This is a genomic window from Actinacidiphila yanglinensis (genome assembly GCF_900107965.1).
GTDB lineage: Bacteria > Actinomycetota > Actinomycetes > Streptomycetales > Streptomycetaceae > Actinacidiphila > Actinacidiphila yanglinensis.
In genome coordinates, this window is record NZ_FNVU01000001.1 from 201,453 (window position 1) to 222,067 (window position 20,615).

Below are 20,615 nucleotides of genomic sequence, written 5' to 3' on the forward strand. Positions count from 1 at the left end.
ATGTCGTGCGGTACCCGGGACAAATGTCCTGTGCCCAGGTCACGCCGGCAGCGCCGGGCGCGGGACCGCACCCGCAGCCGGGCACCCGTTCACATGCGGCGGGCCCTGCGCGCGCTGCGTTTTGCCTCGCGCTCCTGGCGCTCCACCTCCGCGCGCTCCTGCCACTCCGCCTCGGCCGTCTTGCGCGTGTCCTCGCTGTCGCGCAGCAACTCCGCGACGGTGAAGCGGCACAGCGTGTGCCAGTCGCTGGCGTACTCGCTCGGCGCGTCACCGGAGACCATCAGGAAGCCGTCGGTCGAGCGGAACAGCCGGGTCCTGGGCCCGTAGGGTCCCCGCCGGGGCCGGTAGGTGGTGGCGTGCGCCTCCAGCCGGGTGAGCGCGTCGGCGCGGCTGCCGGTGAACACCTCCAGCACGTGCGCGTACACGAAGCCGTAGCGCCCGCCCTTCGACTCCTCGACGATCAGGCCCCAGCGCTCCGCCATCGTTTCCCCCACGGTCCCCCGGTCCCCCCGGCATCCGTCCGCGCGTCCGTCGGATGCCCCAACGATCGCACGGGCGGCGTCAGTCCGACCCCTCGCGGCGGTGCTTGCCGTGCGGCGCGGCCGCCTCCGTGTCCTCCGCGGAAGCCTCGCCCCGATGGCGTCCCGCCGTGCCCTCGTCCATGTCCCCGTGCCCGTGCTGGGCCCTGGTCGCATCCGACATACTTGCGTGCTCTCCCCGTGTACCCATTGCCTACTTGCTCACTCAGGGTGCTCACCCCAGGCGACCCGGGTGAGTCTACCGAGCGTCACGCGACCGGGGTCAGCGGGGCCTTCTGGAGCGGGAGCACCGCGAGGGTGCGCCGGGCCGGCGGCAGCGCCCGCGCCCGCAGGACCCGCGGCGCGGGCAGGGCGAGCGGCCCCGGAGCGGCCACCGGCGGCACGTCGTACGCGTGCAGGGCGGTGGGGGAGGGCAGGTGGAGCGGGGAGCGGGGCAGCCAGCGGGCAGCCGGCCCGAGCCAGTCCGCGGGGGCGCGGCGCCAGTGCAGGCGGCGCTCGCCGGGCCGCCACAGCGCGAGCGACGCGGCACCACCCGGCACCGCCGACCGGAAGGCGACCACGCATGCCTCGGGGGTGAGGATCTGCCCCGGCTGCGCCGCGACCGGGGAGAGGAGCGCGCCGGCGACCCGCAGGGTGTCGGGGAAGCGCACGGGATGGCGGCTGCCGAGCACGCCCCAGCCGAGTCGGGGCTCGCCGGTGGCGTCGCTGCGGACGATCATCAGCCCGCTGTCGGGTTCGGCCAGCAGCAGCCGGTCGTCGCTGTCCTCGGTGAGCTGGAGCAGCGGGCTGACCTGGCCGACGTGCAGGTCCACCACGACCGCCTTCGTCCGCCCGTCCAGCGCGCGGTCCAGCGCGAGCAGCCGGCCGCCGCGGTCCAGCCAAACGCCGCCGGTGCAGCGCCCCGGCACCGTCAGGACGTGCGCGGGACCGCCGCCGCTGCCGCCGCCGGTGTCGCACAGCTGCCACAGCGAGGTCACGCCGCCGCCCGCGTCGTAGCAGGTGGCGAAGGCGCCGAACGGGGCCGGCGGGAGCAGCCGCACCTCGGTGCCGGTCAGCCCGCCGATCCGCTGGGTGCCGGTACCGGTGCCGGACGGGTAGAGCAGGGAGAGGTCGTGGTGCCCGGGCGCGGGATCGGCCCCGGCCTCGGCTGCGCGGCCCGGTCCGTCCGCGGCGGTCTCGGCGGAGGGGCCCGCTTCTTCCGGGAGGTGGTCCTCCTCCCGTTCTTCGCCGGCGCGGCTGTTCCCGCCGCCCACCTCGCGGCGCACCAGCACGCGCCCGTCCGGCAGCGGCAGCACCTGCGTACCGGGCTCCTCCGGCTGCGCGCCCGGCAGCGCCACCGCGTACGGCTCGGGCCCGTCCAGCGACCAGCGCTCGACGAACCAGCCGCCTCCCCCCTCGCCCTCGTCGCTCGGCACGGTCGCCTCCGCGAGGCAGGCCGCGTACGAGCCGTCCCCGCTGATCGTGAAGCCGATACGTCGGCGCACGTGCACGGTGGGGGCGTCCTCCGGGGCGGCGGCTGCGGGCGGGCCGGCCGGTGCCGGAACGGCGCCCGAGGACGCCCGGGTCAGCGGCGAGGACGCCCGGGTGAGCGGCGAGGATGCCCGGGTGAGCGGCGAGGATGCCGGGGAGAGCGGCGGGAAGGGGGCCGGCAGTGTGCCGAGCGGGGCCTGTGGTGTGCCAGTTGTGTCGACGGTCATGTGAGTCGTCCACCTCCGGCTCAGGACCGTACTTTTCGTACTTCATGACGATCAACGTGAGACGGGGCGGTTCACACGTAAGGGTGTCGCTTCGCGCGAATCGGCGCCGCCGCCGGGGCCGTTGTGCTGGCCCGCCCGCGCGCATCCCGGCCGCCCCGCGCGGCGGGTAATCTTCGTTACGTGCCCGCTCCCACTCTCGCCGACGTCCTCGCCGCTCTCGACGCCCTCTGGCCGCCGGAGCTGGCGGAGTCGTGGGACGCCGTCGGCCTGGTCTGCGGCGATCCGTCCGCCGAGGTCGGCCGCGTGCTGTTCGCCGTCGACCCGGTGCAGGAGGTCGTCGACGAGGCGGTGCGGCTGGGCGCGGACCTGCTCGTCACCCATCACCCGCTGTACCTGCGCGGCACCACCACCGTCGCCCCCGTCGGCCCGGCCGGCTTCAAGGGCCGGGTGGTGCACGACCTGATCCGCGGCGGGGTCGCCCTGCTCGTGGCGCACACCAACGCCGACCGCGCCGACCCCGGTGTCTCCGACGCGCTCGCGGCCGCCGTCGACCTGCGCGTCACCGGCCCGCTCGTGCCCGACCCGACCGACCCCGAGGGCCGCCGGGGCCTGGGCCGGCTGTGCGAGCTCGACGCGCCGCTGACCCTGGCCGAGTTCGCCGCGCGGGCCGCGCGCGACCTGCCGGGCACCGCCGCCGGGGTGCGGGTGGCCGGCGACCCGGACGCCACGATCCGTACGGTCGCGGTCTGCGGCGGCTCGGGCGACAGCCTCTTCGCCGAGGTCCGCGCGGCCGGCGTCGACGCCTTCCTCACCGCCGACCTGCGGCACCATCCGGCCTCCGAGGCCCGGCAGGCCGGACCGCCCGCACTGGTGGACGCCGCGCACTGGGCCACCGAGTGGCCGTGGTGCGAGCAGGCCGCCGGCCAGCTCGACGAGATCTCCGACCGGCACGGCTGGAACCTGCGCACGCACGTCTCGCGGGCGGTCACCGACCCGTGGACGATCCACGCGCCGTCCGACCCGGCCGCGCAGCAGGCGCCGTCCCTCGCGCCGAACCCGAATTTCCCTTCCAGCAGCACAGGAGCCCCCCGCTGAACGCCGCGCCCGCCGACCAGATCCGACTTCTCGAAGTCCAGGCCCTCGATGCGCGGATCGCGCAGCTGGACCACAAACGCAGAAACCTGCCCGAGCACGCCGAGCTGGAGCGGCTGAACGCCGACCTCGCCCAGCTGCGCGACCTGCTGGTCGCCGCGCGCACCGAGGAGAGCGACACCGCCCGCGAGCAGACCAAGGCCGAGCAGGACGTCGACCAGGTCCGCCAGCGGGCCACCCGCGACCAGCAGCGCCTCGACTCCGGCGTGGTCACCTCGCCGCGGGACCTGGAGAACCTCCAGCACGAGATCACCTCGCTCGCCAAGCGCCAGTCCGACCTGGAGGACGTCGTCCTGGAGGTCATGGAGCGCCGCGAGAACGCGCAGCAGCGCGGCACCGAACTCGCCGGCCGGGTGGAGTCCCTGGAGGCGAAGGTCGCGGAGGCCGACCAGCGCAAGACCGCCGCGCTGGAGGGGATCGACGCGGAGGGGTTCACCGTCGCCAAGGAACGCGAGGTGCTCGCCGCCGCCGTCCCGGACGACCTGCTCAAGCTCTACGACAAGCTGAGCGCCCAGCAGGGCGGCATCGGCGCGGCCCGCCTCTACCAGAAGCGGTGTGAGGGCTGCCGGCTGGAGCTGAACATCACCGAGCTGAACGAGGTGCGGGCCGCGCCCTCCGACGAGGTGGTGCGGTGCGAGAACTGCCGCCGGATCCTGGTGCGCACGGCTGACTCCGGGCTGTAGAGGACGTGGTGGGACCCGAGTCCGACGTGCCCGAGTCCGGCGTGCCCGAGTCCGCCGGGGCCGGGTCCGCCGGGTCGAAGCCCGCCGGAGTCGGGTCGGCCGCGCCTGATCTGGGCGCCCCGACCACGTTCGTGCTGCTGCGGCACGGCGAGACGGCACTCACCGGGCAGCAGCGGTTCTCCGGGAGCGGGGGCAGCGACCCGGACCTGTCGGAGCGGGGGCGTGCGCAAGCGGAGCTGGCCGCGGGGGAGTTGGCGGGGCCGCATGCGTGCGAGGCGGACGGCGTCCGCGCCGTGCACACCGTGGTCAGCTCCCCGCTCGCCCGCTGCCGGCAGACCGCGGCCCCGGTCGCCGCGCGGCTCGGCCTGGACATCACCGTCGAAGAGGGCCTGCGCGAGACGGACTTCGGCGCCTGGGACGGCCTGACCTTCGCCGAGGCGCGGCAGCGCGACCCCGACGCGATGGCCGCGTGGCTCGGCGATCCGTCCCACGCCCCGCCCGGCGGCGAGAGTTTCGAGCACGTCGCCGCCCGGGTCGAGGCCGCCCGCGACGCGCTGCTCGCCGCCCACCGGGGTCGTACGCTGCTGCTGGTCAGCCATGTCACGCCGATCAAGACCCTGGTCCGGCTGGCCCTCGGCGCGCCCTCCGAGGCGCTGTACCGCATGTACCTGGCCCCGGCGGCGCTGTGCGCGATCGCGTACTACGCCGACGGCAACACGTCCGTGCGGTACGTCAACGCGACGGCCCACCTGCGCGGTCTCGGCCCGGCCTGAACTCCCAAGGGGGCCGCCTCACTTGCCGCGGCTCATCCGGCGAACGCTCGTCCCTTGGACGCTCGCCCGGCGGGCTCACCCGGTGAGCGCCGCGGCCTTCCGGGCCAGTGCCGTGATCTCGTCCCACGCCTTCGCCCGGAGCGCGTCCTTCGGCATCATCCATGTGCCGCCCACGCAGGCGACGTTGGGCAGCGCGAGGTAGTCCTGCGCGCGCTCGGCGTCGATGCCGCCGGTCGGGCAGAAACGGGCCTGCGGCAGCGGCGAGTGCAGCGACTTGAGGTACGGCGCGCCGCCGGCCGCCTCCGCCGGGAAGAACTTCAGGTCGGTCACCCCGCGTTCCAGCAGCCGCAGCACCTCCGACACCGTGGACACCCCGGGCAGGAACGGCAGTCCCGAGCCGCGCATCGCGTCCAGCAGCCGCTCGGTCCATCCCGGGCTGACCAGGAACCGCGCGCCCGCCGCCTCCGCCGCCGCCACCTGGTCCGGGTTGAGCACAGTGCCGGCGCCCACCACCGCGTCCGGCACCCCGTGCGCGATCGCGGCGATCGCCTCCAGCGCGGCCGGGGTGCGCAGCGTCACCTCGATCGCCCGCAGCCCCCCGGCCACCAGCGCCCGGGCCAGCGGTACCGCGTCCCGCGCGTCCTCGATGACGACCACGGGGACGACGGGGGCGAGGTCGAGCACGGAATCCATGCGGACATCCTGGACCGCGGCATCAGGGTGCGCAACGGTCGTTGCACACCCTGCAACGCGATGTTCCCGCGGCCGGGTCGAGGTCCCGTGACTGCCGCGCGTTCACCGCTCGGGGTGTGCGTTCACCGCTCGGGGTGCGCGTCCACGAGGGCCGATCCGAGGTTCTCGGTGGCGAGGTACGGGTTGAGGTGGGGATGGCGGCTGCCCACGGCGACGTCCCGCCAGTAGCGCTGCAACGGGTTGGCGGTGGCGAAGCCGCTCGCGCCGTGCAGGTCGAGCATGCGCTCCAGGGCGGCGCGGCAGTCGCGGCCGGCGTCGGCCAGGTCCATGGCCAGTCGCGCCGTGTCGGCCGCGGCACCCTCGCGCGAGTCGGCGGCCCGGGCCACCGCGAGCATCGTGCGCTCGGCGCGGTCGACCAGATGGGCCGCCTCCGCCAGCCAGTGACGTGCCCCGGCGGACTCTCCCATCCGGGAGTACGCGGTCATGAACGGCTTCCGGTCCGACGCGAACATCGTGCGGGTCACATCGAGCGCACCCCGGGCCGCGCCCACCACCGGGCCGAGCACGGTGAGCGCGAACAGCAGCCTCGTCGCGGGAGCGGGGGGATCGGCGGACACCACGCGACCGGCCGGTACCAGCAGATCCGTGGCGACCAGGGTGTGACTGCCGGTGCCCCGCATGCCCGCCATGTGCCAGGTCCGCTCGACGGACAGGTCCTCGAGCGGAATGAGGGCCGTGCTGTAGACCCCGTCGCACATGAGCGCCAGCCCGGCCCAGGCCGCGTCCTCGCAGCCCGAGACGTTCGGCCAGCGGCCCGTCACCCGTACGCTGCCGTCCGGTAGCCGCTCGCCGCGCGCCGCGGGCACCCCCGAGCCGCAGGCCAGCGCGTCGGGGTCGGCGAAGAGGTCGGCGAGCACCTTGACGTCGTAGGCGAGTGCCGCGAGGGTCTTCGCGGTCGCGCAGGTCCCCGCGATCCATGCCGTGGCCGGGCAGGCGCGGCCCAGTACCGCCAGCCGCCGCGCGAGGGTCTCGGCGTTCGCCTCCGCGCCGCCATGGCGGGCCGGTGTCCGCAGCGCGAAGGCTCCGCCCTGCCGGGCCGCCTCCAGGCTCTCCGGCGTCGGGCGGTCCTGCTGCTCGGTCTTCTCCGCGTGGGCGAGCAGCACCCGCAGCTGCTCGTCACTGGTGACTCCTGTGTTCATGCATCCGACACAACCACCCGCCCGACCCCGGCACCATGCGCGCGTGGCGCGCGCGGATACGCGTCTGTGCCCGACGGGTCCGAGCTGCCGCCCTGTACGCTCCGGCAGTATGGACATGGTCAGTGAGATGGTCGAACGTGTCCGGATCGGCCATGCCAACGGTCGCCTCGTCAAGAGGTCGGGCGCATGGGGCATGGGGTACACGGCCTTCGCCGGCAGCGGTTTCCACATCGTCCTGAGCGGCGGCTGCTGGCTGGTCACATCGGACGGCCCGGCCACCGAGCTGACGACCGGCACGGTGGTCCTGACCCCGACCGGCGCCGCGCACGGGCTGAGCCACGCCCCGTGCGCGCTGGACGATCTTCCGCCGGGCGTGATGGGTCCCGAACCGGAGCCGTCCGAACCGGTCGACGTCGAGATCCTCTGCGGTGCCTACCGGCTCGAGCACGGCCCGGAGCGCCTGTTCGTCGCGGGACTGCCGGACGTGATCGTCGTGCCGCCCGATCACGACCGGTACCCGGAGCTGCGGACGGTGGTCGACCTGCTGCGCGCGGACGTCTCCGGTACGCAGCCGGGCAGTTCGGCGAGCCGCCGCGCGCTCCTCGACCTGGTGCTCGTGCACGGGCTGCGCCAGTGGCTGGAGCAGAACCGCGCGCCCGGCCTGCTGAACGTCACCGACCCTTCGATCGCCGCGGCGCTGCACGCGATCCACGCCGATCTCGGGCGACGCTGGACCGTCCAACAGCTCAGCCAGGTGGCGGGGTTGTCCCGGGCGGCGTTCACCCGGCGGTTCACCGCGCTGGTCGGCCGGCCGCCGATGGCGTATCTCACCGAGCAACGGCTGACATACGCGGGCCGGTTGCTCCGGGAGACGACCGCGCCGCTGGCCGCGATCGCCGGGGAGGTGGGCTACGCAACGGAGTTCGCGTTCGCCGCCGCGTTCCGCCGTGCGTTCGGCGTCTCCCCGGGCCGTTTCCGCCGTCCTCCCGCGGCTGCGGCGGGGGTCGTGGCCACGGACGCGGATGCCGAGGCGCCGGTCCCGTCGAGGAGGATCGCGCCGTAGCGGTGGTGACCGGGGCCCGGTCCACCCGGGCGGATCCGGGGACCGGGGAACCAGGGAACCGGCGTCAGCGGAGGAGGACGTCGAGCTGGCCGCCGCCTCCGGGCTGCTCGACCTCGAACCCGAGGTCGCGCAGTACGCCGGCGAGCGCGGTGGGCGTCTTCGGGGTGGCGCCGGCAGCCAGCAGGGAGCGGAGCAGCGTGCCCTTGGTGGCCTTGTTGAAGTGGCTGACCACGGACCGTTTTTCCACCCCGTCCACGACCGTCACCTGGAGTACGCGGACCGTCGCCGTACGCCGTGCGAGGGCGGCCGGGGGCTTCCAGGCGGCGGCGTACGCGGACGAGCGCAGGTCGAGGACGAGCCCGCTGCCGGCGGCGTCGGGCAGCACCGCGTCGAGGTGCGGCCGCCAGTAGGTGGCGAGGGCGCCCGCACCCGGGAGCCGTACGCCCATCGAGCAGCGGTAGGAGGGGACGCGGTCGGCCAGCCGCAGGGCGCCCCACAGTCCGGAGAAGACCAGGACGGAGCGGCGGGCCCGGCGCAGCGCGGCGGTGTCGAGGGTGGCCAGGCCGAGCGCGTCGTAGAGCACCCCGGTGTAGAGGTCGGCCGCGGGGAGGGTGGGGGCGCTGCGCAGGGCGGCGTTCTTGGCGATCTCGCCGCGCAGCCCGGGGGTGAGCCCGAGGACCTCGGCCGCCTTGCCGCCGTCCTCGTCGTCGCGGGAGTCCTCGCACAGCCGCACCAGCTCGTCGAGCACGGCCGCCCGGGCGCCGGTCAGGGCGGGCAGCGACAGCCGGTCGAGCGCGAGCGGCCGCCCCCGTACGGCGGTGGCCTTCCCCTCGGACGGCGGCAGCAGAACGAGCACGGTTTCTCCCTGGCATTCCTGGTCAGCGGGCCGGCCCCGGTACGGCCGGCCCGCAGCAGCCTACGGCCCGGCCCGGCCCGCCGAACGGCTAGGATGGGCGGCACGGCAGACGAGCCGGGCGGACGGTCGCGTCGGATCACCTGTGATCCGCCGAGGAACGTCCGGGCTCCACAGGGCAAGGTGATGGCTAACGGCCACCCGGGGTGACCCGCGGGACAGTGCCACAGAAAACAGACCGCCGGGGATCTCGGTCCCCGGTAAGGGTGAAACGGTGGTGTAAGAGACCACCAGTGCCCAGGGTGACCTGGGCAGCTAGGTAAACCCCACCTGGAGCAAGGTCAAGAGGGCGCCATAGGAATATGGCCCCGCGCGGACGTTCGAGGGCTGCCCGCCCGAGTTCGCGGGTAGACCGCACGAGGCTGTCGGCAACGGCAGCCCTAGATGGATGGCCGTCTCCCGGCCGGCCGCGAGGCCGCCCGGCGACAGAACCCGGCGTACAGCCCGACTCGTCTGCCGCTCCCTCCCTGACCTGGGGGTCCGCCCTGTTCAGCGGGCGTGGCCGCCTCTCTGTCCTCCCCGGATTTCCTGCGGTTTCCCGGGAGTTCCCGCGCGGATGTGCACGGGCCGAACCGCCCCGAGGCCGCTTCTGGACTCCCAATGCCCTGGTGGCGCTGGGGCAACTGGCAGCGCCGGCTGGGGCGCATCGGTGGGTGAGGGGCAGTGAACACCACTGATTTCTCGGGCCGGGGTGTCGATTCGAGAGCGGCCTCGGAGTCGACTCGGGGCGACCGAGACACGTGGGGCTGAACGTCCATCAGGAGGCCGGAACAGCAGCAAGGACGTGTCCGGTGGTGGCGGGGCTGGCGAGGCCGCGGATGGAGCGGCAGTTGCCGCGGTGCACGATGCGGCCCGGCCCGACGTCGCCCGTGAAGTAGACGGGCTCTTCGATCTTCCGGGCCGGGGTGATGCCGCGCCGCTCGGTGGGGACCTGGTTCCAGGGCTGGCCGTCGAGCGGTGCGCGGAAGTCGACCACGGCGGGGAGGCCCAAGAGCCGGCCATGCCTTCGATGCCGGTGCGGGGCTGCTGGTCGCAGCCGGCCTGCGGCCGATGTGAGGCCGCCAAGCCGTCCACTCAGTGGTCGAGGGCAACTACCTTCTCGGCCGACATGCAGAAATCTGTGTCGGCCGGAGTAGACATTTGGCCGTGAGGTGGCTATGGTTTCTCACGTAGCCGAGATCGAGGAAGGCCCGGCAGAGACGAACTGCCGGGCGGAAGCACCTAGGTTGCAGGACGGTGCGGTGGTGGAGTTCCGAAGCCAGAGCGGTTGCCTGACGGCGACGGGGCTGACGACCGGACCGGGTGGCCCGCAGTGATCAGGGGCCGCCGTGAGAAGTGCCGCCGTTCACGCGGTAGCAGTTCGGTGTGGGCAGTACGCAGTACCCGCTTGGTAAGTGATCAATCCCAGAGGGAGAACGGAGGAGCCGGACGCCATCAGGATCGCCCGGGCGGAAATCGTGAGCCCGGGTACCGCAGGACATCGATAGTGAGGTGGTCTCCGGTCAAGCAACCGCGATCCCCGCGGCCCCGACGGCATCTCGGTCGGGTCGGCGGAAACAGAAGGCCGGTCCAGTAGCAAGGCCGGCAGATGGTGTAGTAGTTCCTTCGGGGTCCTGGTGCCGCACGGCGCCAGGACCCCTCCACGCGTGCCACAAAGAGGTGCAATGACAGCAGATGACTCGTTCGGCCGTCTCGATGACGACGACTACCCCGCCTTCACCATGGGCCGCGCCGCGGAACTCCTCGGCACCACCCCCGGCTTCCTGCGCGCCATCGGAGAAGCCCGCCTGATCACCCCGCTCCGCTCCGAGGGCGGCCACCGGCGCTACTCCCGCTACCAACTGCGCATCGCTGCCCGCGCACGGGAACTCGTCGATCAGGGCACCCCCGTCGAGGCGGCCTGCCGGATCATCATCCTCGAAGACCAACTCGAAGAGGCCCAGCGCCTCAACGAGGCATACCGCCAGGCCGCTTCCCAGGACACGAAGGGCACGTGACTCGCAGTCCGGGGAAGCGAAACGCGAAACGCCATATCCTTCCGTTGGCTCACAATCTGTGCTCATGATCATGAAAGATGCCCAACCTCCCGCCCGCGGACGGTAGACGTTCGGTGGCTCGGGGCACCGCGTGGGCTGCACAGCGTCGGCTGCATCGCACTGAGTCGGGTGGCCGTCTTCCACCTGCCCGACTTCGCGCGCACCGGGGGTGGGTCGATCATCGTGATGATCATCGTCGGGGGTCTGCTCTGGCTGCACCTTTTGAAATGCGGCGCTCCGCACGGCTGGATATCTATAACGGCGGGGTAAGGGTTTTGCGTGCCGCGTGAAGAGTGTTTTACCGGTTAGGGCAGAGTGTCGCCATCGGCGGGGTTCGGGCCATCCCCCGTGTGCTAGTGTCGACCTCAGTTGCAGTTGTGGTTTCCCAGATCTCCAGCGCCCCGTCGATTCCATTCGGCCGCGGGAAGCATTTTTTTTATTCCCGGTCATCTTCCGGGTGGGGCATCATCGCGGCGACCCGGTAGCCGTGGATTGCGGTCGCTGGCGTACTGCCCCCAGAGGAGACACGACGTGGCGTCCGGCACTGTGAAGTGGTTCAACGCAGCCAGGGGATTCGGTTTCATCGAACAGGATGACGGCGGCGCCGATGTGTTCGCCCACTTCTCGAACATCGCCGCCGAGGGACTCCGTGAGCTGCTCGAAGGGCAGAAGGTCACCTTCGACGTCGCGTCGAGCCCGAAGGGCGCGATGGCCGAGAATATCGTCCCGTCTGACGCTGAGGCGTAATTAACTCGTTGCCGGAGCCGTGTCTCTCGGGGCGTTCGCCGTCCTGGCTACGGGAAATTCCTGAGATTTTTCCTGTGTGCCGCGCGCCCTCGACCGCGCTTCGGGTGTAAATGAATCTCCGGGCTTCGCGTTTCGGCGACGCCTTCTTCAGCAGGCCATCACACGACTCGTTCCGTCTCGGTGCCTCATCCGGCGCCGCCGGATCCGCTCCTGCATTCAATTCGGCCCGTTTCTGCGATTCATTGCCGCGTTCTTTCGCTGCGATAATTCCTTGATGCGTGCCGTGCCGTATCAAGGAAGGATTTCATTTGAACTCCACGCGTACGAACAGCCGCACCTCACGCAGCCGCGCCGCCGAGCCCGCTTTCGGCCCCGGTGCCGGATCCGGGCGGGGCCGACGCTTCGGCTCGCCTGTCCCGAGCCGTTCCACCAGGCCGAGCCGTCCGGGCGGGCGGCGGCCCGCAGCGGTCTCGGGTGAATTCGCCCCGCCGAGGACGACTACGCCGGCGCTGCCCGCTGTCGAGACGTTCGCCGCGCTGGACATGCCCGCGCCGCTGTTGGCCGCGCTCGCCGTACAAGGTGTGAGTGTCCCGTTCCCGATCCAGGGCGCGACCCTGCCGAACACCCTCGCGGGCCGGGACGTCCTCGGCCGGGGGCGCACCGGCTCCGGCAAGACCCTCGCCTTCGGTCTGGCCCTGCTGGCCCGTACCGCCGGGCAGCGCGCCGAGCCCCGTCAGCCGCTGGCCCTGATCCTCGTGCCGACACGTGAACTGGCACAGCAGGTGACGGACGCGCTCACCCCCTACGCCCGGTCGGTGAGGCTGCGCCTGGCCGCCGTCGTCGGTGGAATGCCGATCGGCAGGCAGAGCAGTGCGCTGCGCGGTGGCACGGAAGTCGTCGTCGCGACGCCGGGCCGCCTCAAGGACCTCATCGACCGGGGTGACTGCCGCCTCGACCAGGTCGCGATCACCGTACTGGACGAGGCCGACCAGATGGCCGACATGGGCTTCATGCCCCAGGTCACCGCACTCCTGGACCAGGTCCGGCCCGAGGGCCAGCGGATGCTCTTCTCCGCGACCCTCGACCGCAACGTCGACCTCCTGGTCCGCCGCTACCTCACCGACCCGGTCGTTCACTCCGTCGACCCGTCCGCAGGCGCGGTCACGACGATGGAACACCACGTCCTGCACGTCCACGGAACCGACAAGCACCGTACGACCACCGAGATCGCGGCGCGCAACGGTCGGGTGATCATGTTCCTGGACACCAAGCACGCCGTCGACCTGCTGACGCAGAACCTGCTGAACAGCGGGGTGAGAGCTGCCGCCCTGCACGGCGGGAAGTCGCAACCGCAACGCACCCGCACCCTGGCGCAGTTCAAAACTGGACACGTCACCGTTCTCGTGGCCACGAACGTCGCCGCGCGCGGCATCCACGTCGACGACCTCGATCTCGTCGTCAACGTCGACCCGCCCACCGACCACAAGGACTACCTCCACCGTGGCGGCCGCACCGCGCGGGCCGGCGAGTCCGGCAGCGTTGTCACCCTGGTCACCCCCAACCAGCGCCGCGCCATGGCCCGTCTCTTGACAGCCGCCGGCGTCGTCGCCCAGACCACGCAGGTCCGCTCCGGCGAGGAGGCACTCAGCCGGATCACCGGTGCTCAGGCACCCTCAGGTGTTCCCGTCACGATCACCGCGCCCCCAGCCGAGCGCCGCAAGCGCGGTCCGGCCTCCCGCGGTCGGCGCGGCCCCGCCATGGCAGCCCGACGCAGGACCGTCCGAATGCCCTCCCTCAACGCGGCAGCCTGAAACCTCGAAAGCGGCGGACCCCTTCGCCGGTTCGATGCCGTAGATGTCGCCTTCTCGGTAGCGGCTTCAAAAACAGCCCGGCCCTCTGGGAGAGCGTCGGAGTGAATAAGCAGCTACGCACGCGGGTACGCGCTGGCACCGCCGCACACTGCCGGGGCGCCGCCCTCAAGAGCGACGCGAGCAAGGCTCCGCTGGCCGTGGGTGCGTTCGTGGCCGGCGAGTACCGCTCACACCTCGAACGATGGCGCGCGCCCCGTTGCCGTCGGCAGCTGCCCGAAGGCGCGAACGGCATGGCCTCCCGCCCATCCCCGAGCGGTACGCGGAACTGGTGACCCTGACGCGGTTCTGGACACCGATCAACGCGAACGGACTGTGCCGCGCCATGGCCGTGGCCGAGAACGCTCCCGCGTCCTTCGACGAGCTGTACGGCATCCCGGCACCCGCCGGGATGCCAGGTGCGGCGCTGGTCCCCGCGATCGAGCGGAAGAGGCGGACGGCAGATGCCTGAGCACACGGATTTCGCGCGTGTGCACGGAATGTGCATCGCAAGTCGGCGGCGTTCGGGTCTTCGCAGGCCGGACGTCGGCCAGGTGAGGCCATGGAGTGTCCCCGGCGTACCGCCCGACTCGTCTGCCGCTCCCTCCCTTTGAGCTGGGGGTCCGCTCTGTTCAGCGGGTGCGGCCGCCTCTCCTGTGCTCCCCGGAGAGTGAGTTCAAGCCGTCCCAACTGTCCTTCGGCGTTTCAGTGTTCCTGCGCGTGCGGCGGGTGACGCCGGAGCGCTGACAGGGCAGAATCCGCAGCATGCGCACGATCGACTCCATCGCCCACCTGCAGCGGGAGGGCGAACTCCTCGCGGACGCCGCCGCGGAGGCGGGCGAGCACGCCCCCGTCCCGACCTGTCCCGGCTGGTCGACCGGCGACCTGGTCCGGCACACCGGCACCTTTCACCGCTGGGCGGCCCGCATCGTGGCCGAGCGGCTGCCCGGGCCCGTACCGGAGGATCCGATGCCCGAGGGGCCGACCGGCGCCGCGCTGCTGCCCTGGTTCCGGGACGGGCACGGCGGCCTGGTCCGTACGCTGCGGGCGGCCGGGCACGAGACGGACTGCTGGACCTTTCTGCCCGCGCCGTCGCCGCTGGCGTTCTGGGCCCGGCGGCAGGCGCACGAGACGGCGGTGCACCGGGTGGACGCCGAGTCCGCGCGCGGCGGGAAGCTCACGAGCCTGGACCCGGCGTTCGCCGCCGACGGCATCGACGAGTTGCTGACCGGATTCCACGCCCGCTCGGGCAGCCGGGTGCGCGCCGAACAGCCGCGCGCCCTGCGCGTGAGGCCGACCGACGCGGACGCGGCATGGACCGTACGGCTCTCGGCCGGCGCAGCGCCACGTACCGAGCGATCCACGGACGGCCCGGCCGACTGCGAGCTGACCGGGCCGGCACAGGACCTCTACCTGGTGCTGTGGAACCGACTGCCCCTCGACGCCGCGACCCTCACCGGCGACGCCGCCCTCGCCGCGCTGTGGCGGGAGACCTCCGCCATCTCCTGACGCCCCCACCCACTCCGCACTCACCATCCACGTCAGGTACCGCGCCCGCGCTTCGAACGGGATCGACCACGGTGGCATCGTGTCCGGCCGAACCGCCCGACGTCCTCCCGATTTGCGCTGGACGATCCCATGATCCGGGAGACGAAGCCGAGTTGGCGTCCTGCTCGGCGGTTGCAGCGGCCCGCAAAGGCCGTATTGACAGGTTCATGACTGTCGATGACTCTGTATTGCCGCCCCACGTCCCGCACACGGTCAAGGGCCGGCGGTTCGAGCATCCTGCACCCCCCACGAAGGAGCCAGCATGCGCAGATTCCTGACACGCGTCGCCACGATTGCGGCAGTGGCCACCCTTGCCGCTCCCGCAGTACCGGCCACCGCGGCGGCCGCACCAGGACTGTCCTTCCGCCCCCTGCATTACAACATCAACGGCTACAACTGGGGCGGGTACGCCGCCACGGGCAGCGGCTTCACCTCGGTCTCGGCCTCCTGGACCGAAGCGAACGCGACCTGCAACTCCACCAACGACCTCTACGCCCCCTGGGTCGGCATCGACGGGTACGGCTCGTCCACCGTGGAGCAGACCGGGGTGGCGACCGACTGCTCCAGCGGCAGCGCCGTGCACCAGGCCTGGTACGAGATGTACCCGGCGAACCCGGTCTACCTGAGCCGCAGTTCGTACCCGGTCTCGGCGGGTGACCACATAGCCGCCTCGGTGACCAACGCCGGCGGCAGCACGTACACCCTGAAGCTGACCGACTCCACGCGCGGCTGGACCTACACCACGAACAAGTCGCTCTCCGCCCAACGGGCCAGCGCCGAGGTCATCATCGAGTCGCCGACCGGGGCCTACCCGAACTTCGGCACCCTCAATTTCACCTCGGCCACCGTCAACGGAAGCTCCCTCGGATCCTTCGGTCCGGTCGCGCTCGACCCGTCGAACGGCGCCTACGAGGCCCGGACCGGCGCGCTCGGCTCCAGCGGCACCAGCTTCAGCGAGACGTACCTGCGGGAGTAGCCGCACCGGCGCTGGGGCGCTCACCCGCCCCAGCGCACGCGCGCTCGCCCCACTCTGCCAAACCGGTGAACCAGGAGTGCGCCGGCGAGAGTCGGCCGGTAGGCCGGCGGGCACGGGTGAACAATGGTGGGACGGCTCGACACCCGGTCCTGGCGCGCGGAGCCACGACCGCAGAAGGCGGGATCCCACATGGCTGTCATCTCCCGGGGATTTCACGGCAGGCGGCGTGCCGGCGGTGACAAGCTGCCGCCCGGCCAGTACGAGACCCGCGACTTCCCGGTGCTGTCCGCCGGCCCGACTCCGCGGATCGACCTGGACTCCTGGACCTTCACCGTCACCACCGAGGCCGGCGCCGCGCACGCGTGGTCGTGGCGGGAGATGACCGCTCTTCCGTCCGAGCAGCCGGTCGTCGATCTGCACTGCGTGACCAAGTGGTCGAAGTTCGGCACCCGCTGGCGCGGCGTCTCCCTCGACCTGCTGCTGGCGGACGTGGAGTCCGCGGCGGAGTTCGCGCTCGTGCGCTCCAGGGGCGGCTACACCACGAACCTGCCGCTGGAGGACCTGCTCGACGGCAAGGCGTGGATCGCCTTCGAGTACGAGGGCGAGGAGCTCGCGCCGCAGCACGGCGGTCCGGCCCGGCTGCTCGTACCGCACCTGTACCTGTGGAAGTCCGCGAAGTGGGTGGAGGGCATCGACCTCCTGCTGGACGACGAGCCGGGGTTCTGGGAGACCGCCGGCTACAACAACTACGGAGACCCATGGCGAGAGCAGCGGTACCAGGGCGACTAGGCCAACGGCTGCGCTGGCGGGTTTCGAAGCTCGTGGAACGGCGTGCGGAGAGTGGGAGTGCGTCCACCCTGTCCTTCGAGGTGCCGGGGTGGCCGGGACATCTGGCCGGGCAGCATGTGGACGTGCGGCTGACGGCGGAGGACGGCTACAGCACCCAGCGCAGCTACTCGATCGCCTCCGCCGCCGACGGTGAGACCGTCGAGCTGACCGTGCAGCGCGTGACCGACGGTGAGGTCTCCCCGTACCTCGTCGAGGAGCTCGCCGGCGGCGACGTGATCGAGCTGCGCGGGCCGGTGGGCGGCTACTTCGTCTGGCGAACCGAGCGGACCGAGCCGGTGGTCCTGGTGGCCGGTGGTTCCGGGCTCGTCCCGCTGATGGCGATGATCCGCGCCCGGCGCGCGGCGGGAAGCCGCGTCCCCTTCCGTCTCCTCTACTCCGTGCGGACACCGGACGACCGGCTCTACCGTTCCGAACTGGAGCGCGGCGACCCGGGCTTGGACGTCACCTACCTCTACACCCGCACCGCGCCCGAGGGCTTCCGCCGTTCCCCCGGGCGGCTCGGGGCCAGGGACGCCACCGAGTGGGGCTGGCCGCCGGAGCTCGAGCCGACGGTCTACATCTGCGGCCCCACCGCGTTCGTCGAGCACGCCGCCGACCTGTTCGTCGAACTCGGGCACCCGGCTGAACGCATCCTCACCGAACGCTTCGGCCCGACAGGAAGCTGACATGAACGCTCCTTCTTCTCCGGCGTCGCCCGCACCGGACGACTACCAGGACGGCAACGCCCTGGCCGGGCCGCTCGCCGAGGTCTTCGCCGTGGACGTGACGGCTGCCGTGGGCACGTGCGCGGGGTGCCGCAGGAACGGCCCGCTCGCGCGGCTGCGCCTGTACGGCCACGCTCCGGGCCTGGTGGCACGCTGCCCCGATTGCGGGCAGGTCATGATGCGGCTGGTCCGAAGCCCCACCGAGGCATGGCTCGACCTCCACGGCACCCTGAGCCTGCGGATCGCCCTCCCCGAGGTCTGAACCGGGGGGACGGGGCGATATCGGATCGCGTGAGACGCTCACGGACTGCCAGCCTGATCCCATGGATCACGTGGAGGTACTGCTCATCGGGGGACGGGCCGGTGTCGGCAAGACGTCGGTCGGGTGGGAGGTTTCGGCTCGACTCCGTGCCGCGGCTGTCTCGCATGCCGTCATCGAGGGTGACTTCATGGGCCAGGTCCATCCCGCGCCGACCGGGGACCCTGACCGGTCGGGGATCACCGAGAGCAACCTGACGGCCGTGTGGGCGAACTACGCACGGCGCGGCTACCGCCGGCTGATCTGTACCAACACCGCGAGCGTGCTGCCCGAGGCGACGGGGATGTTCGAGCGTGCCATGGGTCCCGGCGTGCGGATCGTACGGGTGCTGCTCACCGCGTCGGACGCCACCACCCGCGAGCGCCTGGTGGGCCGGGAACTCGGCTCGGAGTTGGAGCGGGAGTGGGAAGGGAGCGTCCGCAAGGCGCGGATCCTGGACGAGCGGGTCTCCGCGCAAGCCGTGCGGGTGGCGACGGACGGGCGGCCGGTGGTGGACATCGCACGCGAGGTGCTGGCGGCCACGGGTTGGGCGGAGCCGGGCGCCGCTCATGGATCCTGAACCGTACGTGATCCTGTGCGGCGGTCGGCTACTCGCCGGTGGCGCCGTCGATGGCCTCCCGGAGGAGGTCCGCATGCCCGACGTGGCGGGCGTACTCCTCGATCACGTGCTCGAGGACGAACCGCACGTCGGTGGCACCGAATTCCGGGTTCGGCACGATGCGCGCGGGGTCGGAGGTCACCTTCGCGAACACCTGCCGTGACTCGTCGCACGCCTTCAGGTAGTCCTGATAAACGTCCCCGGCCGGCGTGGCGTCCGACTCGTCGTACCACTCGCCACCGTCGGCGGTGACGGAGGTCCGGTAGGGGAAGAAGTGAGGCGTCGTGCCGGCCAACGTCCGCTGGAACCAGGCCCGCTCGACGCCCTGCAGGTGGCGCATGAGCCCCAGCAGGGTCAACGCCGACGAGCGCAGGGGCCGCAGCCGCAGTTGTGCGTCCGAGAGGCCCTCGCACTTCCACAGGAAGGTTGCGCGGTGGTAGTCGAGGTTCGAGGCGATCACCTGGAGCCACGGGCCTGATACCGCGCGCTCGGGCCGGACGATCCTCTGGACCACGATGTCGCTCATGCTGAGGTCTCCTGACCGGTCATCAAGCCTGGTCGTATCGATGCGAGTCACGCCGCTGTCCGAGCACAACCCCGGAGAACCCGTACGGTCACCGCGTCACCCGGCGTAGGGGCTGCCGCCGAGCCAGGTGGTGCCGTCGATCAGTTCGCGTGCCGCGTCCAAGTGACCGCTGTGGCAGGCGACTTCGGTGAGCACGTGGATCAGGATGTGGCGTACGTCGGGCAGTCGCCAGGTCGGCCAGAGCTCAACGGGCCATACGGCGGGCTCCTGTTCAGGCGCGGCGGTGGCGAGGACGGCGTCCGCGCGTGCGACGGCCGCCCGGTAGCCGGCGAGGACCGCCGGGGCGCTCATCCCCTCGGGTACGGACCAGTGCGCCTCCGAGCCCGCCGTGAGCTGCCCCGCCACATCGGGCGCGCCCGCGATCACCCCGGCGAACCAGAAGAGTTCGACATCAAGGGTGAGGTGGCGCAGCAAAGCCAGGCAGCTCCAGCCGCTGGGCAGCACCGGCCGGCGCAGGTCCTCCTCCGAGAGCCCGTCGAGGATCCCGAGGACATGCTTGCGCTGGCTGTCCAAGGCGCCCTTCAGGGCGTCGAGTTCGGCGTTCACCGAGCGACGCGCGGTGCGACGAGGCGTTTCACGGTGTCCCCCATCTGCGTCTGCCACCAGGCGCGTCCGCTCTCTGCTTCCGCGAGGCATCCGCGCGTTCGTCCTCCGCGACGCTACACCGGGGGTACGACAGCGCTGTCCGGCGTGACGTCAGGCGGCTTGGGCGGGGTGGCGCGGGGCGGTCGCGCCGAGGGCTTCCAGCAGCAGGCCCTCGCGGGTGGACCAGGGGCAGATCGTCGCGGCCCGCGCGCCGCAGGCCTCCATCAGCTCCACGGCCACGATCGCTCCGGCCAGGCTCTGTTCGGCCCGGTGCGCCGAGATCCCGGGCAGCTTGCCGCGGTCGGCGACGCCCAGGTCGGCCAGGACCGGGAGCGCGTCCCGCAGCGCTGTCGCGGTCAGCAACTGCGTGACCCCGGGGGCGCGCCGGGTGTGCTGCAACGCGGCGGTCAGATGGGCGAGTTGGGTGAACGTCTTCGAACTCGCCAGGACGCGGCCGCCCGGGACGGCCTGGGGCAGGTCGGGGACCGCGCGCAGCACGCGGCGTACGTACCTCCGGGCCCGGGCCAGCTCCTTGGGGGAGGAGGCCACACCTCCGGGCAGCACCTCGCGCGTGACGCGCCGCGCGCCCAGCGGCAGCGACAGCACCGCGCGCGGGTCGTCGCCGGATCCGGCCGCGATCTCCAGGGTGCCGCCCCCGATGTCCAGCACCAGCAAGTCACCCGGCACGCGGTGCGGCCGGCGGTACGCCTCCCAGTGGCGGGCCGCCACGTACGCGAGCCTGGCCTCCTCCTCGCCGGGCAGCACCTGGAGGTGGACTCCCGTGGCCCGCGCGACCCGCTCGATGACCTCGTCCCGGTTGGGCGCGTCGCGGATGACCGAGGTCGCGAAGGCGAACACCTTCCCCGAGCGCAGCCGCGGATCCGAGGCGACCGCTTCGGCCACCGCCCGCTCCACGCTCCTCATCCCCGCCTCGCGCAGCCGCCCGTCCACGGCGAGGGCGTGGTTCAGCCGCAGCCGCACCTTGCGCGAGACCATGGGCTCCAGCCCCGCGTCCCCCGCCCGCCGTGCCGATGCCAGCAGCACGCTGTGGCACCCCACATCAAGAACGCCCGCCTGCCGCACACCCACCCCCGCATCCCGAAAGCCC

Annotated in this window: 24 protein-coding genes and 1 other RNA gene; 15 read left to right on the forward strand and 10 right to left on the reverse strand. The window is 72.3% G+C overall.

Going from position 1 to position 20,615, the window contains the following annotated elements; genetic code table 11:
• Positions 1–89: 89 nt before the first annotated feature.
• From C4U44_RS00905 to C4U44_RS41820, 3 genes are all read right to left on the reverse strand, one after another.
• Positions 90–482, reverse strand: coding sequence for a hypothetical protein (locus C4U44_RS00905; protein WP_103883607.1), 393 nt, complete (start codon positions 480–482; stop codon positions 90–92).
• Between the two features lie 79 nt (positions 483–561).
• Positions 562–702: a hypothetical protein gene (locus C4U44_RS41815; RefSeq protein WP_200823097.1), complete on the reverse strand. Its 141-nt coding sequence runs from the start codon at positions 700–702 to the stop codon at positions 562–564.
• Between the two features lie 85 nt (positions 703–787).
• Complete coding sequence (locus tag C4U44_RS41820; RefSeq protein ID WP_200823098.1) at positions 788–2,236, reverse strand: hypothetical protein; 1,449 nt, start codon at positions 2,234–2,236, stop codon at positions 788–790.
• A 180-nt stretch (positions 2,237–2,416) separates the two neighbouring features.
• On the opposite strand from C4U44_RS41820, the gene C4U44_RS00915 reads away from it, so the two are divergent.
• Genes C4U44_RS00915 through C4U44_RS00920 form a run of 3 tightly spaced genes read left to right on the forward strand, consistent with a single transcriptional unit; the run spans position 2,417 to position 4,844 of the window.
• Positions 2,417–3,331, forward strand: a complete 915-nt coding sequence (locus C4U44_RS00915) for a Nif3-like dinuclear metal center hexameric protein (protein WP_103883608.1) — start codon at positions 2,417–2,419, stop codon at positions 3,329–3,331.
• Positions 3,328–4,071 (forward strand): zinc ribbon domain-containing protein, encoded by a 744-nt coding sequence (locus tag C4U44_RS41825; RefSeq protein ID WP_200823124.1) that lies wholly within the window; start codon positions 3,328–3,330, stop codon positions 4,069–4,071. Before C4U44_RS00915 ends, C4U44_RS41825 begins: the two co-directional genes overlap by 4 nt.
• An 8-nt stretch (positions 4,072–4,079) precedes the next feature.
• A complete protein-coding gene (locus C4U44_RS00920) occupies positions 4,080–4,844 on the forward strand; it encodes a histidine phosphatase family protein (protein WP_235031714.1) in 765 nt (254 codons plus the stop codon).
• A 75-nt stretch (positions 4,845–4,919) separates the two neighbouring features.
• On the opposite strand, the gene eda is transcribed toward C4U44_RS00920, so the two are convergent.
• Both eda and C4U44_RS00930 read right to left on the reverse strand, forming a co-directional pair.
• Positions 4,920–5,537, reverse strand: coding sequence for a bifunctional 4-hydroxy-2-oxoglutarate aldolase/2-dehydro-3-deoxy-phosphogluconate aldolase (gene eda / locus C4U44_RS00925; protein ID WP_103883609.1), 618 nt, complete (start codon positions 5,535–5,537; stop codon positions 4,920–4,922).
• Between the two features lie 122 nt (positions 5,538–5,659).
• Positions 5,660–6,736, reverse strand: coding sequence for an acyl-CoA dehydrogenase family protein (locus tag C4U44_RS00930; RefSeq protein WP_103883610.1), 1,077 nt, complete (start codon positions 6,734–6,736; stop codon positions 5,660–5,662).
• A 109-nt stretch (positions 6,737–6,845) separates the two neighbouring features.
• Here C4U44_RS00930 and C4U44_RS00935 point away from each other — a divergent pair, with 109 nt between their 5' ends.
• Positions 6,846–7,799, forward strand: a complete 954-nt coding sequence (locus C4U44_RS00935) for an AraC family transcriptional regulator (protein ID WP_103883611.1) — start codon at positions 6,846–6,848, stop codon at positions 7,797–7,799.
• A 64-nt stretch (positions 7,800–7,863) separates the two neighbouring features.
• On the opposite strand, the gene yaaA is transcribed toward C4U44_RS00935, so the two are convergent.
• Positions 7,864–8,655 carry a peroxide stress protein YaaA gene (gene yaaA / locus C4U44_RS00940; RefSeq protein ID WP_103883612.1) on the reverse strand — a complete coding sequence of 264 codons (792 nt, stop codon included), beginning with the start codon at positions 8,653–8,655 and terminating at the stop codon, positions 7,864–7,866.
• A gap of 110 nt (positions 8,656–8,765) precedes the next feature.
• Between yaaA and rnpB the strand changes: the two genes are divergently transcribed.
• An RNA gene (gene rnpB / locus C4U44_RS00945) (RNase P RNA component class A) lies at positions 8,766–9,168 on the forward strand.
• Positions 9,169–9,469: 301 nt separating this feature from the next.
• Here rnpB and C4U44_RS00950 read toward each other — a convergent pair.
• A complete protein-coding gene (locus C4U44_RS00950; RefSeq protein ID WP_103883613.1) occupies positions 9,470–9,703 on the reverse strand; it encodes a hypothetical protein in 234 nt (77 codons plus the stop codon).
• A 673-nt stretch (positions 9,704–10,376) separates the two neighbouring features.
• On the opposite strand from C4U44_RS00950, the gene C4U44_RS00955 reads away from it, so the two are divergent.
• From C4U44_RS00955 to C4U44_RS01000, 10 genes are all read left to right on the forward strand, one after another.
• Positions 10,377–10,709 carry a MerR family transcriptional regulator gene (locus tag C4U44_RS00955; protein ID WP_103883614.1) on the forward strand — a complete coding sequence of 111 codons (333 nt, stop codon included), beginning with the start codon at positions 10,377–10,379 and terminating at the stop codon, positions 10,707–10,709.
• A gap of 570 nt (positions 10,710–11,279) precedes the next feature.
• Positions 11,280–11,495, forward strand: a complete 216-nt coding sequence (locus C4U44_RS00960; protein WP_103883615.1) for a cold-shock protein — start codon at positions 11,280–11,282, stop codon at positions 11,493–11,495.
• 308 nt (positions 11,496–11,803) lie between these two features.
• Positions 11,804–13,306 carry a DEAD/DEAH box helicase gene (locus C4U44_RS00965; protein ID WP_103883616.1) on the forward strand — a complete coding sequence of 501 codons (1,503 nt, stop codon included), beginning with the start codon at positions 11,804–11,806 and terminating at the stop codon, positions 13,304–13,306.
• 328 nt (positions 13,307–13,634) lie between these two features.
• The gene (locus tag C4U44_RS00970) at positions 13,635–13,814 is read left to right on the forward strand and encodes a hypothetical protein (protein ID WP_103883617.1); all 180 of its coding nucleotides are present in this window, start codon (positions 13,635–13,637) and stop codon (positions 13,812–13,814) included.
• 293 nt (positions 13,815–14,107) lie between these two features.
• The gene (locus C4U44_RS00975) at positions 14,108–14,851 is read left to right on the forward strand and encodes a maleylpyruvate isomerase family mycothiol-dependent enzyme (protein ID WP_103883618.1); all 744 of its coding nucleotides are present in this window, start codon (positions 14,108–14,110) and stop codon (positions 14,849–14,851) included.
• Positions 14,852–15,152: 301 nt separating this feature from the next.
• A complete protein-coding gene (locus C4U44_RS00980; protein ID WP_103883619.1) occupies positions 15,153–15,866 on the forward strand; it encodes a G1 family glutamic endopeptidase in 714 nt (237 codons plus the stop codon).
• Between the two features lie 189 nt (positions 15,867–16,055).
• A complete protein-coding gene (locus C4U44_RS00985; protein ID WP_103883620.1) occupies positions 16,056–16,655 on the forward strand; it encodes a molybdopterin-dependent oxidoreductase in 600 nt (199 codons plus the stop codon).
• Positions 16,625–17,380 carry a ferredoxin reductase gene (locus tag C4U44_RS00990; protein WP_103883621.1) on the forward strand — a complete coding sequence of 252 codons (756 nt, stop codon included), beginning with the start codon at positions 16,625–16,627 and terminating at the stop codon, positions 17,378–17,380. The genes C4U44_RS00985 and C4U44_RS00990 overlap by 31 nt, the downstream gene beginning before the upstream one ends.
• Position 17,381: 1 nt before the next feature.
• Positions 17,382–17,681 carry a DUF6510 family protein gene (locus C4U44_RS00995; protein ID WP_103883622.1) on the forward strand — a complete coding sequence of 100 codons (300 nt, stop codon included), beginning with the start codon at positions 17,382–17,384 and terminating at the stop codon, positions 17,679–17,681.
• Between the two features lie 61 nt (positions 17,682–17,742).
• A complete protein-coding gene (locus tag C4U44_RS01000; RefSeq protein WP_103883623.1) occupies positions 17,743–18,297 on the forward strand; it encodes an AAA family ATPase in 555 nt (184 codons plus the stop codon).
• 28 nt (positions 18,298–18,325) lie between these two features.
• Here C4U44_RS01000 and C4U44_RS01005 read toward each other — a convergent pair whose 3' ends face one another.
• The 3 genes from C4U44_RS01005 to C4U44_RS01015 form a co-directional block, all read right to left on the reverse strand.
• Positions 18,326–18,862 (reverse strand): DinB family protein, encoded by a 537-nt coding sequence (locus tag C4U44_RS01005; RefSeq protein WP_103883624.1) that lies wholly within the window; start codon positions 18,860–18,862, stop codon positions 18,326–18,328.
• 96 nt (positions 18,863–18,958) lie between these two features.
• On the reverse strand, positions 18,959–19,468 hold the full coding sequence (locus C4U44_RS01010; RefSeq protein ID WP_200823100.1) for a DinB family protein: 510 nt from the start codon (positions 19,466–19,468) through the stop codon (positions 18,959–18,961).
• A 150-nt stretch (positions 19,469–19,618) separates the two neighbouring features.
• On the reverse strand, positions 19,619–20,551 hold the full coding sequence (locus tag C4U44_RS01015; RefSeq protein WP_235031715.1) for a Ppx/GppA phosphatase family protein: 933 nt from the start codon (positions 20,549–20,551) through the stop codon (positions 19,619–19,621).
• Between the last annotated feature and the right edge of the window lie 64 nt (positions 20,552–20,615).